15 protein-coding genes are annotated in these 16,772 nt (G+C 47.1%); all 15 read right to left on the bottom strand.

Features of this window, described 5'->3' with window-relative positions:
• Window positions 1-64 precede the first annotated feature (64 nt).
• The 15 genes from obgE to G1ANC_RS01750 all read right to left on the bottom strand — a co-directional run bounded on the left by obgE (window position 65) and on the right by G1ANC_RS01750 (window position 16,725).
• Window positions 65-1,384, bottom strand: coding sequence for a GTPase ObgE (gene obgE, locus G1ANC_RS01680; RefSeq protein ID WP_129693302.1), 1,320 nt, complete (start codon window positions 1,382-1,384; stop codon window positions 65-67).
• A gap of 65 nt (window positions 1,385-1,449) precedes the next feature.
• The gene (locus G1ANC_RS01685; RefSeq protein ID WP_129693303.1) at window positions 1,450-2,643 is read right to left on the bottom strand and encodes a CHAP domain-containing protein; all 1,194 of its coding nucleotides are present in this window, start codon (window positions 2,641-2,643) and stop codon (window positions 1,450-1,452) included.
• Window positions 2,644-2,834: 191 nt separating this feature from the next.
• Window positions 2,835-3,908 (bottom strand): endolytic transglycosylase MltG, encoded by a 1,074-nt coding sequence (gene mltG, locus G1ANC_RS01690; RefSeq protein ID WP_129693304.1) that lies wholly within the window; start codon window positions 3,906-3,908, stop codon window positions 2,835-2,837.
• Window positions 3,905-4,309: a Holliday junction resolvase RuvX gene (ruvX, locus tag G1ANC_RS01695; protein ID WP_129693305.1), complete on the bottom strand. Its 405-nt coding sequence runs from the start codon at window positions 4,307-4,309 to the stop codon at window positions 3,905-3,907. Before ruvX ends, mltG begins: the two co-directional genes overlap by 4 nt.
• On the bottom strand, window positions 4,299-5,915 hold the full coding sequence (locus G1ANC_RS01700; protein ID WP_129693306.1) for a carbohydrate-binding protein: 1,617 nt from the start codon (window positions 5,913-5,915) through the stop codon (window positions 4,299-4,301). Before G1ANC_RS01700 ends, ruvX begins: the two co-directional genes overlap by 11 nt.
• A gap of 1 nt (window position 5,916) precedes the next feature.
• Window positions 5,917-7,179: a cell division FtsA domain-containing protein gene (locus tag G1ANC_RS01705; RefSeq protein ID WP_129693307.1), complete on the bottom strand. Its 1,263-nt coding sequence runs from the start codon at window positions 7,177-7,179 to the stop codon at window positions 5,917-5,919.
• Between the two features lie 49 nt (window positions 7,180-7,228).
• Window positions 7,229-9,106 carry an alanine--tRNA ligase-related protein gene (locus G1ANC_RS01710; RefSeq protein WP_129693308.1) on the bottom strand — a complete coding sequence of 626 codons (1,878 nt, stop codon included), beginning with the start codon at window positions 9,104-9,106 and terminating at the stop codon, window positions 7,229-7,231.
• 61 nt (window positions 9,107-9,167) lie between these two features.
• Window positions 9,168-10,214: a tRNA 2-thiouridine(34) synthase MnmA gene (gene mnmA, locus G1ANC_RS01715; RefSeq protein WP_129693309.1), complete on the bottom strand. Its 1,047-nt coding sequence runs from the start codon at window positions 10,212-10,214 to the stop codon at window positions 9,168-9,170.
• Window positions 10,211-10,816 (bottom strand): YdcF family protein, encoded by a 606-nt coding sequence (locus G1ANC_RS01720; protein ID WP_206660701.1) that lies wholly within the window; start codon window positions 10,814-10,816, stop codon window positions 10,211-10,213. The genes mnmA and G1ANC_RS01720 overlap by 4 nt, the downstream gene beginning before the upstream one ends.
• The gene (locus tag G1ANC_RS01725) at window positions 10,813-11,961 is read right to left on the bottom strand and encodes a cysteine desulfurase family protein (protein ID WP_129693310.1); all 1,149 of its coding nucleotides are present in this window, start codon (window positions 11,959-11,961) and stop codon (window positions 10,813-10,815) included. The genes G1ANC_RS01720 and G1ANC_RS01725 overlap by 4 nt, the downstream gene beginning before the upstream one ends.
• An 8-nt stretch (window positions 11,962-11,969) precedes the next feature.
• A complete protein-coding gene (locus G1ANC_RS01730) occupies window positions 11,970-12,404 on the bottom strand; it encodes a hypothetical protein (RefSeq protein WP_129693311.1) in 435 nt (144 codons plus the stop codon).
• 3 nt (window positions 12,405-12,407) lie between these two features.
• Window positions 12,408-12,740 carry a hypothetical protein gene (locus G1ANC_RS01735; protein ID WP_129693312.1) on the bottom strand — a complete coding sequence of 111 codons (333 nt, stop codon included), beginning with the start codon at window positions 12,738-12,740 and terminating at the stop codon, window positions 12,408-12,410.
• Window positions 12,733-13,536, bottom strand: coding sequence for a TatD family hydrolase (locus G1ANC_RS01740; protein WP_129693313.1), 804 nt, complete (start codon window positions 13,534-13,536; stop codon window positions 12,733-12,735). Before G1ANC_RS01740 ends, G1ANC_RS01735 begins: the two co-directional genes overlap by 8 nt.
• 5 nt (window positions 13,537-13,541) lie before the next feature.
• Window positions 13,542-15,041, bottom strand: coding sequence for a methionine--tRNA ligase (metG, locus tag G1ANC_RS01745; protein ID WP_129693314.1), 1,500 nt, complete (start codon window positions 15,039-15,041; stop codon window positions 13,542-13,544).
• A 181-nt stretch (window positions 15,042-15,222) separates the two neighbouring features.
• Window positions 15,223-16,725 carry a BspA family leucine-rich repeat surface protein gene (locus tag G1ANC_RS01750; RefSeq protein WP_129693315.1) on the bottom strand — a complete coding sequence of 501 codons (1,503 nt, stop codon included), beginning with the start codon at window positions 16,723-16,725 and terminating at the stop codon, window positions 15,223-15,225.
• Window positions 16,726-16,772 lie beyond the last annotated feature (47 nt).

A 16,772-nucleotide genomic window follows, 5' to 3' on the forward strand; every position in this document is an offset into this window, starting at 1 on the left:
CTAATTAATCCTAAGCTGTAGATTACAATCTTTATATCAAAATTTGTCAACAATGCACTTTATTCTACTGCTCAACCAGCGTAAACGGCGTCGATTCACCAATCTGCACTACGGTCTCACCCACCGCACCCTGACGGATTAGCTCGTGAGCGATACCCATTTTCCGCATGATATCCCGCAGGCGATTGACTGATTCAAACTGATCAAAATTAGTGCGGCGAGCAAATTTTTCAATTTTAGCACCACGGATGATAAAGTCAACTACATCTTCCTCGTCCGCCACCTCAGATTCATCACTAATAACCCGCTCTACCGCCCAGGCATCAGATGCTGCTTGCGCATCCAAAGCAATGACCGGCAGATCATCGCCCTCTTCCTCAACCAACTCAGCTTCCCGTTCTCGATAGTCCGCAACCTCACGACGCAGTAGGCGTAGCAGCTCGGTCACGCCAGCATGTGTCTGCGAGGAAATCGCCAGCACCGGTGAACCGTTGGCTACATTCTGGAGCACCGTTGATTGCATGGCAATAATTTCATCATCCAATCCTTCGCATTTCGTCAAAGCGATGATCTCTGGACGCGCCGCCAACTCCTCGGAATATTTTTCCAGCTCGCGGCGAATAGTCTGGTACTTTTCTGCAGGGTCGTCACTATAGGCATCAATCATATGCAACAACACAGCAGTCCGCTCAACATGGCGAAGGAACTGGTCACCCAAGCCTTTGCCTTCCGAGGCACCCTCAATCAACCCTGGAATATCAGCGATCAAAACTGAGCCATCATCAACATCCGCTACACCCAAATTTGGCGTCAACGTCGTAAATTCATAATTGGCAATTTCTGGCCGGGCATTGGAAACCACGCTCAAAAATGTCGACTTACCAGCATTTGGAAACCCAACCAAGCCAACGTCGGCCAGCAATTTCAATTCCAGCTCTGCCTCAAATTCTTCACCCGCCTCACCAAGTTCAGCCATCTTTGGTGCTTGGCGGGTACTAGACGTAAAATGTGCGTTACCAAAGCCACCATCACCGCCACGAGCAACGACTGCTTGTTGCTGGTCTGCCGTCAAATCAGCCACCACCTTGCCGTCGCACTTGACCAGCGTACCCATCGGCACTTTAACCACCAGTGGCGAGCCACTCTTGCCACGCTTTTTACGCTTACTGCCGTCCTCACCATTTTCCGCCTTCAGTTCTGGTTTATAGCGAAAGTTCAGTAGCGTATTAAGGTCTTTGGTAGCCAAAAACACCACATCACCACCACGTCCGCCGTCACCACCATCAGGACCGCCCTTGTCAACATATTTCTCATGCCGAAAACTGACCGCTCCGTTGCCACCCTTGCCAGCTCGAATAAAAACCCTTGCAATATCAACAAACATATGACGATTATATCAGATAATACCCCATCAGTCGATGAGGTATTATTCGATATTTGATTAAGCTTTTAATGAATAAACTTGTAGCGACCGGCCTCGGCGATAGAAATAGTGCGAGAAGAGATAATGTTATAACCCCTAAAGTTCATGTCTGAAACATAGATATTCTGACCATCTACCCGCTCAACGATACCGACGTGACCATAACCACCACCACCCCAGTCGTTCTGAATAATCGCACCAGGTGCCGGCACATTATTCACTATAAATCCAGCTGCACGAGCGCTATCATCCCAAGTATTAGCATTGCCCCAGAAGCTACCGATCGGTCGACCAAGAGCTAGTCGTCTTTCGTAAGCGTACCAGGTACAGTTGCCGGCAGCATATCTATTTCCAACCGAAGCAGCTGCAGTATTGCGTGAAATTGATCCGACCGAGGACTGTGAGCCGTAGCCATAAGAATATGAGCGTGTAACTGAGCGCGGTGCCACATAGCCTGGTCTTTCATTTTCTGGCAGCTCACCACCAGGCAGCACGATACGAGCACCAGCAGTCAGTGACGAGCCCTCTTCAATGTCATTATAAAGCACGATTCGCTTAGCGTCTGTCTTATATTTTTCCGCCAGAGACTGCACAGTGTCACCATCCTTAACCGTATAAACAATGCCGTCAGTCATTGGCACGACTAAAGTTTTATTCGGCTCAATCGCATCTGAATTGGTATTATTCGCCCAACGCAACGTCTGTGCCGAAATCTTAAAGCGAGCAGCAATCTTGTCCATCGTGTCGCCCTCTTTCGTCACATATGAGGTAATGCCAAGTGCCGCCGAAGTTTCTGGCTTGACGATCTCTGGTTTGGTAATAACCTCGCTGTCGTTTTGAGACAAGTCTTTCTTGATACTCAAAGACGCAGTTGCCTCTCGTAAATCACCAGCAGATGGCAATTGTGTCGTTTCAGCCAAATTCGTCACAGCACTTGCTGCTGCTAACTTATCTACAGATATCGCCTCTGTCGCAACTTCAGCCGCTGGCGAAACAGTTTCGGCTGATGCAACTGTCTTTTTATCAACAACCGCAGTGGTGTCGCCATTATAATTTCCGTACAATAATAATGAAATAGAAAGGACAAAAATACCGCTATATAAAGCTATATACCTTCCTTTTATCTTGCTCTTACGAGCGAATAAATGATTACGAATAACCGTACTCCTCGCACTAGCGTTACCGCCAGCACCGCTACCACAACGTCTTTCTTCTCGCAATAGAACAGGATATGTTGTCGACCTAATGATTAGTTTATATTCTAAGATTGGTTTGCTATATCCGTAGCGACATTATTGGTAGGCCGTTCACCAGTGTAGCTTCTACAAAAACAACACCAACGAACGAGCTATTGTTTATTTTACACAACATTGACAATAATGTCAACATATTTTATAAAATAGACGTTCTGTCAAGATATTTGACATTTTTTCTGACAATGTTGGCGAATATTCGCCTCGTGCCCCTCATTAGTCTTCGAGAAGTATGTTACATCGTTATCGCCACTCAAGAAATAGAGATAATCAGTTGCAGCTGGGTCAGCGACCGCATTCAACGCACTCAAACTAGGCGTTGCGATTGGACCTGGAGGCAGACCCTTATGGCGACGTGTGTTATATGGAGAATCGATATCTGGCGAACGCACTATCCCATCTCTGTCGGCAATATACTGATACGTTACATCAGATCCAAGTGCCATATTCGCCTTCAGACGATTATAAAATACACTCGCAATCTGACGCTGGTCCTCGCAAATTGCCGCTGATCCGCAACCAATCGACTCCTTTTGCACAATCGAGGCCAAGGTAATTCCCTGATATAAAGTCAATCCACGAGCCTTAAACTTCTCTTCCAGTTTATATTCTTTAGCCACTTTTTCTAGCTGACGTATTGAACGAAGTAAAATCTGCTCAGCTGACTCATTAGGCAAAACATAAAATGTTTCTCCGTAAATGTAACCCTCAAGACTCGACCCAGCAGGTCGCCCAGCGAACACGTCGCTCGTATATGTGGCAGAAAAGGCTTTTTTAATATCCTCATTAGAAAAACCCAAGTTTTTCAAAACAGAGGCGACTTCTCGACCGTCAGAATTACGAGCTTTTACATCAAGAGTTGAGCCAGGGTAAAATGTTACCGACACCTCGTCCGACTTACCGCTCGTCAAATGTTGAGCAATCTCTGCGGCTGTCTGGGACGGCTTGACGGAATAAACGCCAGACTGGAACTTGCCGCTTAAACCATGCCACCGCACATAAAAAGAAAAAGCGAGGGCATTGCGAATTAGTTTTTTCTGCACAAGCTCATCTGCGATACTCGCCGAAGTATCTCCTTGTTTAACGCTAATTCGAGTCACAGAATGATTATTACTGTCAGCTGGCGTTAAGGCCTGCCTGTACCACAAAGCACTGCCAAGTGCCGCCAACCCCATGACAGCAATCATTACTGGCAAAATAAATATCCACAATCGCCGCTTTTTAATTTTCATATATTCGCCTCCAAATAATCCTGCAAAATGATACTCGCCGCCTCAGCGTCAATTTCACCTTTATCTTTTATTCGCCCCGCCAATCGCTGCTCTGCCTGAACACTAGTCAAAGATTCGTCCTGAAAGACAATATCAGTGTCAAGCTCGATATCAGCAAGCCGTTCAACAAAAGATTCGACAAACTCAGTCTGCTGCGTCGGCTCGCCAGATTGGTTACGCGGATAACCAACAACGATCGTTTTGATGTCGTGCTGCAACACCAACTCGGTAATGCGAACAATAACTCGCTCGTCATTCTCCAGCCAGCCAAACGGTATGGCAATTTTTACCTGACTATCAGCCATCGCCAAACCAATCCGCCGCTCACCGACATCCAATGCCAAAAAGTTTCTACTTGGCATGATTCAAACGAAACTCAACGCTAATCTTATTTACGTCATTTGGTACAGATTTGACCCAGAAAGGAGAAAACTTCACATCAACATCATCAACTCCTTGAATCGCTTCAATCGCCGACTGAACATCGCCATAATTTTGACCTTTGGCCTGATTCTTCACATCGTCCTCGCGTATCTCTGGGCCAACCGCACCATTCGCAGTTACCTTAACCATTGATGTAGCACCAGACTTGGTAAACTGCGAGAAATTAGCCTTGTTCGCACCATCTTCGTATATCTTTTGAGACTTCTTCTCGGCAATTTCGCCCTTTATTTTTGCCTCAATAAAAGTCTTAAGCTCTGATGATTCCACTGCCAACATACTTGCTGTTACAGTTGACTTTAGCTTCACATTACCATTTACTTCGGCACCAACAGACACGCTAGCACTAGGATCAGAACGCTTCTCGCCATAACTCTCGTCAACCACTTTCGCAGAATCGCCAAAAGTCTTCATAAGCTGCTCTTTCAAGCCATCGGCTTTCTCCTCATTTAGCTTACCCTTCGCAGAGTTAACATCTTCCTGGGTGAGAACTGTCGCAGTCTTGTCCGTTCCACCGCCAGTCGGTGATTGCATAGTTGCTGAAATATCTTTAACGGAAATTGCCATCTCGCCACTTGCTGCATTATATTGTGCCCCACCTTCAGCCGCAGTAATCGAGCCAGTTGCTGTTCCATAACAAACACTGCCAGAACAAACTCGAGAGCGTGGAACTGTTACTGAAGCTGCGAGCGTATACGACAAGCCGCCTGAACTCTTCAAAGTAGTTCCAGCCGCAATTGTAATATTTTCATCGGAAAGATTACTAAACTTTACCGATCCAGTCGCCTTCTCTCCAACATTTTTCTTACCAGTCGCAGCGAACTCAATACTGACCTCTTTATTCATTTCCTTCTTGATGGCTTTGACGACATTCCTAGCAGCGTCCGTAGTCGAATCAGTACTCAGGGTAACTGTCTGACTAACCGTCACGCTAGTAGTTTTTGCCGAGATAATCACCTTCGCGTGCGGCGCAAACACGACTGCCCACACCAAAAAGCCAACCAGCAAAATTACGCCGCCGCCAATCAGCAGAAACTTTTTCCGAAAAATATTAAAATCAGGCACTTTCGGCAACTTCTTTTTCAAGCCATTCTTACTATCTTTTGCCTCATTAACTGCATTCTCGGCCAACACTTTATCAACCGCCTCATCGTCAGCCTTGGCTTTTTTCTCAGCAGCTTTAGCGATATCGCCGACTGGCAGACTGCCGCCATCAATGATATCATTATTATCAACTTTCAAAACTGGCACCTCGGCAATCTCTGGCTTACTCTGCAGCGTCTTGGCAACTGGTATTTTAGCTGTTGCAGCCAAGCCAGACAGCACAGCATCATTAGTTACAATAACTATCCGCTTTTTCGCCGCAGTTGCTGCCCGCGACAAAAGTCGAATATTTACCGCACTTTGCAGTACTCCGATTCGTCGCGGCGGAACAAGGGCGATAATCCGCTCCTTTGAAGACTTAACCTTACCAATTATAGTGGTAATATCATCTTCAGTATCGATATAAATAACGTCTTTATTCATCTTAAATCTTCAACAGTCTATTTACTTTTTCCATCAAACCATTACCGTCTTGGCTCCCAATCATTGTATCATAACCAACACGCAACAACCCCATCGCCGTAATGAACGTATGATCTATTTCACTTTCAGTGGTGTCAATTATACCAGTAACATCGCTCGGTTTAATGTACTGCACGACCGGTTTTTTCGTAAATGGCAAATTGTCGTCCCATTTCCTATCTTTCAGAGCTTCAGCAATCCTCTTCAAGCTCGAACCACCACCACACAACAATATACGATTCGGCAGATAGTCAATAGCGTCAAACTCACCCAAAGCCAGCTCAACGCCAGACAGCCAAACTTCAAGAGTCTTATCGATCGCTTCGTCTATTCTTCTCTTCACCGTCGGCTTAACCGACTCTTTATCAAGATTAATTTTCAGCTTTTCTGCGTCCTTGAAGCTCAAATCGAGGTCTTGAGCAATCGTCCGGGTGAAACTTCGTCCACCAATGCCAAACATTTTCGTGCCCTCAACACCGCCATCATTGACCACCGCGATATCTGTTGTTCCGCCACCAACATCCGCCAAGATTGCTGTAAAGTTGCTGTCAACATCAGTACCAAGCACACTTCGGCTGACCGCAAAAGGCTCTGCAGCCACCGCGATCAATTCTAGTGCCAGCTCATCAGCTACCTTCTCTAACGCACCGATATGAACCATCGGGGCAAAAGCGGTATAAATCTGCACCGCCACGTCTCGCCCCTGAAAACCAATCGGATTTGACACTTTATAGCCATCAATGTGAATACTAACCAGAGCTGAATTAACCAACTTTACTTCAACATCTTGATTACCAGTCTCTAATGCAATTTGTGCCTGTGCCCTACTCTGAGCCCTCTCTTGGACTTTCTCTATAATAAACTCCATTTCGGCAACATCAAGCGGTTTATTTGGCTGGGGGCGACGATAGCGAATAGTGTTAGTAACACCCTTGACCAGTTCGCCAGCGATACCGATAACCACATGTTTAGCTTGCACGCCAGCCTGATCTTCAGCCTCAGATAAAGCAGCCTCACAGTTAGCAACAACCCCAGCGATATCGGCAATAGCACCCATATGCATGTCGCCCATCTCTTGCTGCTTGCGGCCAACACCGATAATCTCCAAAGTGTCGTCTTTCACTTCAGCGATCAACGCCTTCACCACCTCTGTTCCAACATCCAGTGCCACCAACAGCTCGCGGTTCTCTTTTTCAGACTTCTTCAATATATCTTTCAATGCCATGTATTTTTTATTATATAACGCTTGTGATTTTGAGGCAACAGTTAATCATCTATCTTAGAACAGCCTTGATTCGGCGAATTCCCGCCGAGCTGGACTCTTCCTTGGTGATTTTGAATCGCTTGCCACCCTCGGCCAAAACACCCGTGTGCTCGACGTGCGGACCGCCGCAAACTTCAAAGCTGATGATATTGTCGCCTTCACCGATGGAATAGACTTTCACTTCATCACCGTAGCGCTCGCCAAACGCGCCGATAGCACCCATTTTTAGCGCCTCATCAGTCGGATAGACGGCAAATCTAACTGGCAGATCAGCGTCGATCCAAGCATTGACCTGATCCTCCACCGCCTGTTTTTCCTCTGATGTTAATTTATCATGATTAAAATCAAAACGCAGGCGCTCAGCAGTGATATTGCTGCCATGCTGCTGCAAATCCGGTGCATCGAGGACTTTGCGCAGCGCCGCTCCCAACAGGTGTGTCGCCGTGTGGTATTTGAGATGAATCGGATCGTGGCCCTCTAGGCCGCCGCTAAATTGCCCTTTGCGCGCTGTCTTGGAACGCTGGCGTTGCTCGGCCATTCGCGCATCAAATTCGGCGCGCCAATTGTCAGAAAGCTTGATGCCTTGTTTATAGGCCTCTTCGGTACTCAGCTCCACCGGAAAGCCAAACGTATCATATAGCGTAAATAGCTCTTCGCCAGTCAAGCCGTCGTCGATATAATGCTGCATTTGCCTGAGACCTTTGCGTAGTGTCTGGCGGAAAGCCTTTTCCTCTTTGACTAGCACAGCGATGATACTCTCGCGGTTTTCCTTAACCTCTGGGAAATCCGCTTCATATAAGTCAGCGATCACCGGCACGACTTCCTCCAGGAAATTCTGCTCAATCCCCAGGTCAAAACTATAGCGAATCGCCCGGCGTAGTAAGCGGCGCATCACGTAGCCCTGCTCCTTATTGCTCGGCACGCAGCCGTCGACCGCCAAAAATACCGCTGCCCGAAGGTGATCAGCAATCACTCGCATCGATGCGGTGTGCGTAGCGTATTCCTTGCCGCTTAGACTTTCTAGCTTTTTAATAATTGGCTGTAGTAGGCTGATCTTAAAAACGTCAGGACTGTCAATTGCTGCCGCGGCAATCCGCTCCAAGCCGCCGCCGAAATCAACATTCTTGCGTTTCAGCGGTTCAAAACTACCGTCGTCCAGCCGGCGATACTGCATGAACACTTGGTTGCCAATTTCCATAAATCGGCCGCTATCGCTAGCCGGATGCGCCTGCCCAAAACTAGCATCATGATGCTGTTCGCCAAAATCATAAAATACCTCGCTATCCGGCCCGCACGGATCACCAATCGGCGTACTATCAATCCCGCCGCCGCGGCTCCACCAGTTCTCTTTATCGTCGTAAAAGAAAATCCGACCGCCCCGCATACCCAGCTTGTCGCCATTTTCAGCGCTATCCAGCTCGACGATTTTAGCTTCAATGCCTTTTTTGGCAAAAACTTCTTGCCAAATTTGCGCTGCTTCATCGTCGCGCGGAATGTTATTTTTCTCATCGCCGATAAAACAGCTGACGTAGATTTTATGCGGATCTAGCCCAACTATTTCTGTCAAAAATTCGAAAAACCACTCAATCTGCTGGCGTTTGAAATATTCGCCCATACTCCAATTGCCCAACATCTCAAAGAATGTCGTGTGGCGATTATCGCCAACATCCTCAATATCCTGCGCCCGCAAACACGTCTGGCTATCAGCCAATTTAGTGCCTTGCGGATGATCCTGGCCTAGCAAATACGGCAGCAACGGCTGCATGCCCGAGCCGGTAAATAACGTCGTCGGGTCATTGTGCAGTATAAGCGGCGCCCGCTCAATAACAACGTGGCCGTTCCTTTGGCAAAATTCGAGATATTTCTGGCGGATTTCTTGTGTGTTCATAGAGGTAATTATAGCACGAAAACCAACTTGAATATACGAAGAAGTAACGTAAGTTAGAGGCTCAAATCACCAAGCCGCCACCTAGACACTCTTCACCGCGATAGATCACTGCCGACTGTCCAGGCGCTACAGCTCGTTCGGCAGACTCTAGATGTAGCGTGTCGGTACTATATATAGCGTTAATAAGCACCCCGCGGTGGCGCAATCGAACTTGTATTCGCGCATCTTCAGTCAAAGGTTGATTAATCCAGTGAATATCTGTCAGCTTAATCTCGGTTCGCCACATGTGTTCGTCGTTGATATTACGGCTAACGTAAACCTCATTCTTGTCCATATTTTTGCCAACCACATAATACGGCAACCCGCCGCCAACATCCAGACCATGTCTTTGACCAAGCGTATAAAAAATTGCACCGTCATGCCGGCCAAGCACCCGGCCCGATTCTTTGTCAATAATATCGCCCGGACGCGTCGTAATATACTGGCTAAGAAATTCGCGCATGCCAACATTGCCGACGAAACACACACCCATAGATTCTTTTTTGCGAGCTGTCCATAGGCCGCGATCTTTGGCAATTTGACGCACTTCAGGTTTGGTCAGATTTCCTAATGGGAACACTGTTTTCGCTAATGCTTCAGACGTCACGCGATATAAAAAATAAGTTTGATCTTTGTTATCGTCGCCAGCACGAAGCAAGCGTGCAGTATGTGCTAAACGTTCAACCCGTGCATAATGACCAGTTGCGATATAATCCGCCTTCGCCGCCAGCGAAGTCTCTAAAAATAGTTTAAACTTAACTTCTTGATTGCACATGATATCTGGATTCGGCGTTCTACCAGCACGATATTCGTCAAGCATGTAATCAACAACTTTTTGGCGATACTGTGTTTCGAAATCAAATACTTTAAAATCAATTCCTAATTGCACTGCCACCCGCTTGGCATCAGCCAGGTCCTCAGCCCACGGACACTGCATACCGGGTAGATCTTGACTCCAGTTTTTCATATAGACGCCAGTAACATCATAATCTTGGTCAAGTAATAATGCTGCCGCGACGCTGCTATCGACGCCGCCACTCATACCAACATAAACACGCGGTCTGGTCATTCCGCTGCAACTCCCATAATCTTTACCAGCTCTTGCAACGCTAGCTGCCAGCCTATAACAGTTGTCCACCACATATTCGACCATTGATTATCTGTAGCTACTGGATGGCTACGCGTTAGTATATTTGGCGCCGCTTTAGTAAATTCAATTGAAACTCGCCGCGAGTGGTAAGCGCTTGTCACCAAAATTACCGATGATATCTGCTTTTGTTTGAGCAGGCTGACGGTTTGCGAGGCATTCTCGGCAGTCGTTTCGCTAGTTTCCTCTATCAAAATATCACTAGCTGGTACGCCTGCAACGATAGCCTGCCTCTTCATTGCTCGAGCATTACTCGGGCCAGTTTTATCAGCTGCCGCACCAGAAAAAACTAATTTGTGCGCCCAGCTATTCTTGTATAATCTCACCGCTTCGGCCGTACGAGCGCTGGTATCGCCGCCGCTCACCGCTACAATCGCATCGGCTGCCGCACACTGTTGGCGTGTCGCATCTGGAATATCGCCACAGCCTTGCAAATCGTTCTTTGATAAAAACAAAGTAATACCGATGATTATTGCAGCCGAAACAATGGCCAGCGTAACGATAGCTATTAAAAATCTTTTCAAGCTAACCTGGCCTTTTCTGTATTAATCGCAGCGATAATTTCTCGGGCAGCCGCCGTGCACGTTTCAGCATCCGATAGGCGACCCAGTGTCAGACGCAAACTGCCGTCCGCCGCCTCTGGCGCTAAGCCAATCGCTTCTAGCGCATGCGAACGCGTCCCGGAATTTGCAGCACACGCACTGCCAGTCGCTACCAGCACCCCTTTTCGCTCTAGTATAAAAACTAACCGTTCGGCATCAATTCCGGGGAATGATATATGCAAATGACTTGCTAAGCGATGTTTTTGATCGCCAGAGACAATCGCCCACGGAAAAGCTTCTGTCAGCTGATTTTGCAGCTGGTCGCGCAACTGGCGCAAGCGCTTATTCTCAGAATTACGATGTTGCTGCGCTAATTCTAGCGCTACTGCAAACCCAATAGTGCCCGCAACATTTTCGGTCCCGCTGCGCAAGCCCCGCTCTTGCCCGCCGCCGCGAACTAGCGGCTGCAAGCGTATCATCCGATTACACCAAAGCAAACCAACTTGTTTCGGGCCATAGATCTTACCAGCATTTAGTGTCAACGCATCAACGCCTAGCCGCGCTACATTGATGTCAATCTGCCCAGCCCCTTGCGAAGCGTCAGTGTGCAGATAGATCGGCGTCGGTTCGCCTGCTTCAAACCGGCGGCGACGCTCAGCACGGACAACTTCAGCAATGTCGCGTAGCGGTTGAATAGTGCCAAGCTCGTGATTGGCGATAGCGATAGTTATTAGCTGCGTATCTGGCCTAATAGCTGCTTGAATATCGCGCGGCACGATATTGCCTTTTTTAGATGGAGCCACCAGCGTTATATTATCACCAAGCGCTTTCAGTACTGCATCATGCTCAATGGTACTTGATACGATATGCCCGTCAACGCTATTTATCATTAAATTAATAGATTCGGTAGCACCAGCCGTCACAACCAGCTCGCTAGCCTGTCCGCCAAGACAAACTGCCAAACGATGCTTAGCTTTATTATAAGCGCGCTTGACTTCCACCGCTGGAGCATACGGCGCCGAAGGATTATAAAACATCTCAGAGAAATACGGCTGCATCGCCGCCAAAACGCGCTCGTCTAGAGGCGTGGCAGCAGCATGGTCAAGATAGATTATTGATGATTTCACGCTTTCTATTATACCAATTTTTCGCCGGTCTCGGGATCTCGCTTGTAAACTTGGCGGGCAACTTGCTCATAATACATTTGCGTAGCGATACTAAAATTACGCAATTCATCACCCTCGAGGTATGAATAACGCGGGCCAGGTTGAGTTTTCAAGATACCTCGATCGGTTACTTCATATTTGATCGTGTGAGTTTTAAGTTTGTGCTTAGCATCAATCCATTCCTCATGCCACATCCATGTTTTTTCGTCCAAGCAAAAGAATTCGCGGCGATGACCCTTCGGCACCTCTCCAAAAAGTTCCGAGCCAATTTCACTTTCTAGCGCCAACAGTTCGCGCTCACTCAGTTTCTTGAGCGGACGTTTTTTGCGAAGCTTCGGCAAACCGAGCGATAAGTCATCGCCGACAAAAAGTTTGAGAGTTTTTGTGAGAACACGCTTGACCATAATTTATGCAGCTAGACCAAATCCCTCTAGATATTTAGCATAGTCCCCATCGTATTTATTTCGTAAACCAATCACGCGTTGACCAGTAGCAGCAATTTCCTGCTCAGGAGTAAGCAGCGTTTTTTCGGGTTTCGGGCTATTCAATTCTATATAATCAACCTGGAGCGATTCGGTTGTTTGATTGGCCGACTCAGCATATTCACGCGCTAGCTCGCCTAAGCGCTCTAGCTCAGGACTACGATAAGAATTGCCATTAGCAGTTTGTTCATAATTAAAATGACCGGCATTTTCTACCGGTGCATAAGGTTTTACTTTATTATTAAAACTCTCATTCATAATTAATCCCAAAAATTTGCCGCGCGTTGCGAGTAGTTACGCTAGCGGCCTCTTCTATAGCAAGGTCACGAGCGCGCGCATGATATTCTGCTACCTGTCTCACATACGCTGGTATATTCACTTTACCACGAAATGGCGCTGGCGTCAAGAAAGGTGCGTCAGTTTCAAAAACTAAGCGTTCAAGCGGAATTTGGTTAAACATTTTCTGTTGATTTTTATTTTTAGTAAAAGTGCTTATGCCGTTAACACCAACGTATAAACCACGATCCAGCCCATGCTGCAAATTTTCCTCAGAATCGGTAAAGCTATGCAAAATGCCGCGCAAACCTTTGAATTCATCGAAAATCGGCCAAAAATCCGCCCAGACTGCGCCAACAGCGGCTCTTTCGTCGCGTACATGAAAACTAATCGGCAAATTAAAGTCTCGCGCTACTTCAAGCTGCCGCCGCAAAACGCCCTGTTGAATATCGCGCGGACTATTATCATAAAAATAATCTAAACCAATTTCACCAATGCCGACGATTTCATCGCGATTGCCTGCTACCAATTGGCGCAATTCCTCGACGTTATTTGTCGCTGCGTCGTGCGGGTGAATGCCGACGACTGGCCAAACAAAATCATGCATCCTAGCAAACTCTAGAGCCTGACGCGAGCTGCGCAAATCCGTACCAACACAAATCATCGCTATGCCATTCTTCACTGATTCCTGGTAAGCCTTCTCGCGCGCCGAAGCGTCATAGAACTCGCTATCATGAATATGACAATGCGTATCAACCAAGCGAAGCAACGAATTCATTTGGCTTATTTCTTTTTACTAGATGCCGTTTGCGGATCGGGCGTATGAATATAGATTTTTGGGAAAAGTGGCGCTGCTTTCTCGGGCACAACTCCTGCCGAAAACATCTTGTGAATAGTGCTAGCGGTCACTGGCATAAACGGAATTAGCAAATCAGCAATTTCCTCAAGCGCACCAACAGCATAAGATAAGATTTCCGATAAATGCTCGGCGGCATCAGCGTCCTTTTGGCGCTTCTTGGCAACTTCCCACGGTTTAACGTCATCAATATATTGATTAAGTGCTCGCACCTGTTGCCATGCTTCATCTATTGCTCGATCAAAATCAAGCGCTTCCATCGCCTGGCGGTATGGCCCCATATCGTGTCCTGGGCGAGGAATCTCGCCAATTACACCCGACTGATAACGCTGAATCATAGCAATAACCCGCTGCACTAAATTACCGAGATCATTGCCGAGCTCTCCGTTATAAGCCTTCTCAAACTTCTCCCAGGTGAAGTCACCGTCATCCTTGGTCGGAATATGCCGCGAAAAGTAATAGCGAAAAGCGTCAACGCCGTAATCCTTGATAATCTCCATCGGATCGACGACATTGCCAACAGTTTTGCTCATCTTAGCGCCGCCCACATTAACGAAACCATGCACTAACAGCGTCTTCGGCAGCGGTAGACCAACCCCTAATAGCATTACTGGCCAAATACCGGCATGAAAACGCAGGATATCCTTGCCAATCACTTGCACGTCAGCTGGCCAAAAATCTTTCCACTCCGGCTGATCCGGGTAACCTAGCACCGTGATGTAATTAGCTAAGGCGTCCAACCAGACATACATCACCTGGCTGTCGTCTCCTGGTACCGGTACTCCCCAGGTCAGGCTCTTGCGCGGCCGGCTAATTGACACATCGTGCAAGCCGTCTTTCATTAATTCCAGAAACTCTTTCTTACGAAACTCTGGTACAATTTTCATTCGACCCGACTCGATTGCTTGGCGAACTTTATCGGTATAAGCGCTCGCTTTCAAATAATAATTCTCTTCGCTAACTTGTTGATAAGGCGTTTGGTGGTCGGGGCAAACCCCGCCAGTTTCTTGAACTTCTTTATCAGTAAAGAAAGCTTCATGACCCATACAGTACCAGCCGTTGTAAGTACTTTTATAAATCAGCCCCGCTTGGTCCAACTGTTTCCAAATATAGCGCACCGCCCCCATATGATGTGAATCAGACGTACGGACAAAATCAGTATATTCGGCGTGTTCAGCATCCATCAGTATCTTGAAATTTTGATGAGTTTGATCGACATATGCTTGCGGCGTCAGGTTTTGTTCGGCAGCCTTGGCGGCAATTTTATTACCATGCTCGTCAGTACCAACCTGGAAGCGCACTTTTTTGCCTTTCTGCTGCTGGTAGCGCGACCAGATATCTGCAAGCAAATAGTCTAGCGCATTACCGATATGCGGCTTGCCATTGACATATGGAATCGCCGTTGTGATATAAAGATTCTTTCCCATTGCTTCTAAGTATATCAGAGGCGACAGAAGTTTACTAGCACATTATCACCCCGCAATACAAACCTGACCAGCAACAACCGAACCTACATCTTGAACTAATTTTCGTCTTTGATATTTCCTGATTCGACACTAGTTTTCTGGAAATAGTAGAGAAGCCATCTTTTCGCTTTCCCTGCCTATATTACGGACGTTTCGCTTGCTTCTTGAACAAAACAATACCAGAAGCTACAAAGATAGACGCCGCCAAGACAAACAGCACTGTATTTGAGCCCGTTTCAGCCAGTCTGGCACCAGGCGATTTTGGCAACTCCGGAGACAGCGTAGAGGCAGACGCAGGGTTCTTCGTCCATTTTGCATACAAGGTCAAGTCATTGTCTGGCATCGTATCGTTCGCAAAGTCCCAAGCAGTCGTAAAAGCAGTATCTGTGTACCAGCCGGCAAAAGTGTAGCCAGAGCGGGTCGGGGCGACCGGCGGTCTGAAAGGATACGTATAGCCTACCATCTTATTTGGAACGGCAGAACCGGATTGCGAATCAAATGTTACTTTATGTTTTATACACAGCCTGCCATCACTAGTGATTACCCAGCCGTGTCCGCCGTCGACAACAGGCTTCAAGATATTAGCCCGCGCCGAAGCGGCTGCACAAAATTTCAAACCGGCCGCACCAAGCGACATTGGCGATTTTAGATTCTGCGCATCCCAAGCAATTAGCATAGCATCGTAATTCTGGCGCGAAATCGCTGTATGATCAAGCGCGGCCGCCGCACCAGACAACGGCTTTCCCGGCAAAATAATCAACGAATCCAATCGCCAAGCAGCTAGCGATTGATTGAACGAAGTTGCATCGCTTAAAAAACGAACAAGAAACTGCACTTTCTTCATATCCCACGAGCCAATCGGCTGGTTGAACGACGCCGCCTTTCGGAACATATCATTTGCAATCACGAGGTTCGACGTATTCCAATTCGCAATAGAATCGCTACCTCCGTTATTGAAAGCGCTGGCGCCATTAAACATACCAGCGGTATCAGTCACCTTTGAAACATACCAAGAACCTACATTTTGGTTAAATTGGTTTGCATTTTGAAAGACACCCGACATTTTGGTAATAGTTGACGTATTCCAATTCCAATTAGCAGACTCGCCTTTCAGCGATTTATTTCCAACAAACATCCACGATAAGTCAGTGGCTTGGCTTAAATCTGGCGTATCAGTTGCCTTGACATCCATATTCTCCGCGCCAGCAAAGGCAGAACGCATATTCTTCCACATGTTCGTACCCCATTGATCAATCGAAAGCAGTTTTAGCCTATCACCCCTACCATTCACGATAAACCATGGAAAGGCGCCGCCAATGCGTATAGTATAGATTCCCGGCGTAGCGTAATTACAAGTATAAGAGGCAGTCTGCCCAGATACCTCAGTTACACCGTCATTATTGCAGTCAACAGTATAATTGTACCCTGAACCGCTTGTCGGAATAACAAACTGAGTGTTTGGCGACCCTGGCTTTCTGGTATCGATAGTAAATACGAAGTCCGTGTTGTTGATAGCGTCAGCTGCGACTTTTGGCGAATAGAGTGTTGGCGCAACAAGTACCGACAAGATACCGAACGCAGCAGCCAACGTTTTTAATGGCAATTTGAACTTCTGTATTTTTGTTGTTTTATCGTGCCTGCTCACTGGTTATTAGTATACTTATGCTTTAGATTTTTAGCAATGGGTTTTAC

It is taken from the genome of Candidatus Nanosynsacchari sp. TM7_ANC_38.39_G1_1, assembly GCF_004138385.1.

Excerpts from the sequence above, each read along its gene's own strand:
- obgE (WP_129693302.1), bottom strand. The coding sequence starts at position 1,384 with ATGTTTGTTGATATTGCAAGGGTTTTTATTCGAGCTGGCAAGGGTGGC.
- mltG (WP_129693304.1), bottom strand. The coding sequence starts at position 3,908 with ATGAAAATTAAAAAGCGGCGATTGTGGATATTTATTTTGCCAGTAATG.
- ruvX (WP_129693305.1), bottom strand. The coding sequence starts at position 4,309 with ATGCCAAGTAGAAACTTTTTGGCATTGGATGTCGGTGAGCGGCGGATT.
- G1ANC_RS01700 (WP_129693306.1), bottom strand. The coding sequence starts at position 5,915 with ATGAATAAAGACGTTATTTATATCGATACTGAAGATGATATTACCACT.
- G1ANC_RS01705 (WP_129693307.1), bottom strand. The coding sequence starts at position 7,179 with ATGGCATTGAAAGATATATTGAAGAAGTCTGAAAAAGAGAACCGCGAG.
- G1ANC_RS01710 (WP_129693308.1), bottom strand. The coding sequence starts at position 9,106 with ATGAACACACAAGAAATCCGCCAGAAATATCTCGAATTTTGCCAAAGG.
- mnmA (WP_129693309.1), bottom strand. The coding sequence starts at position 10,214 with ATGACCAGACCGCGTGTTTATGTTGGTATGAGTGGCGGCGTCGATAGC.
- G1ANC_RS01730 (WP_129693311.1), bottom strand. The coding sequence starts at position 12,404 with ATGGTCAAGCGTGTTCTCACAAAAACTCTCAAACTTTTTGTCGGCGAT.
- G1ANC_RS01735 (WP_129693312.1), bottom strand. The coding sequence starts at position 12,740 with ATGAATGAGAGTTTTAATAATAAAGTAAAACCTTATGCACCGGTAGAA.
- G1ANC_RS01740 (WP_129693313.1), bottom strand. The coding sequence starts at position 13,536 with ATGAATTCGTTGCTTCGCTTGGTTGATACGCATTGTCATATTCATGAT.
- metG (WP_129693314.1), bottom strand. The coding sequence starts at position 15,041 with ATGGGAAAGAATCTTTATATCACAACGGCGATTCCATATGTCAATGGC.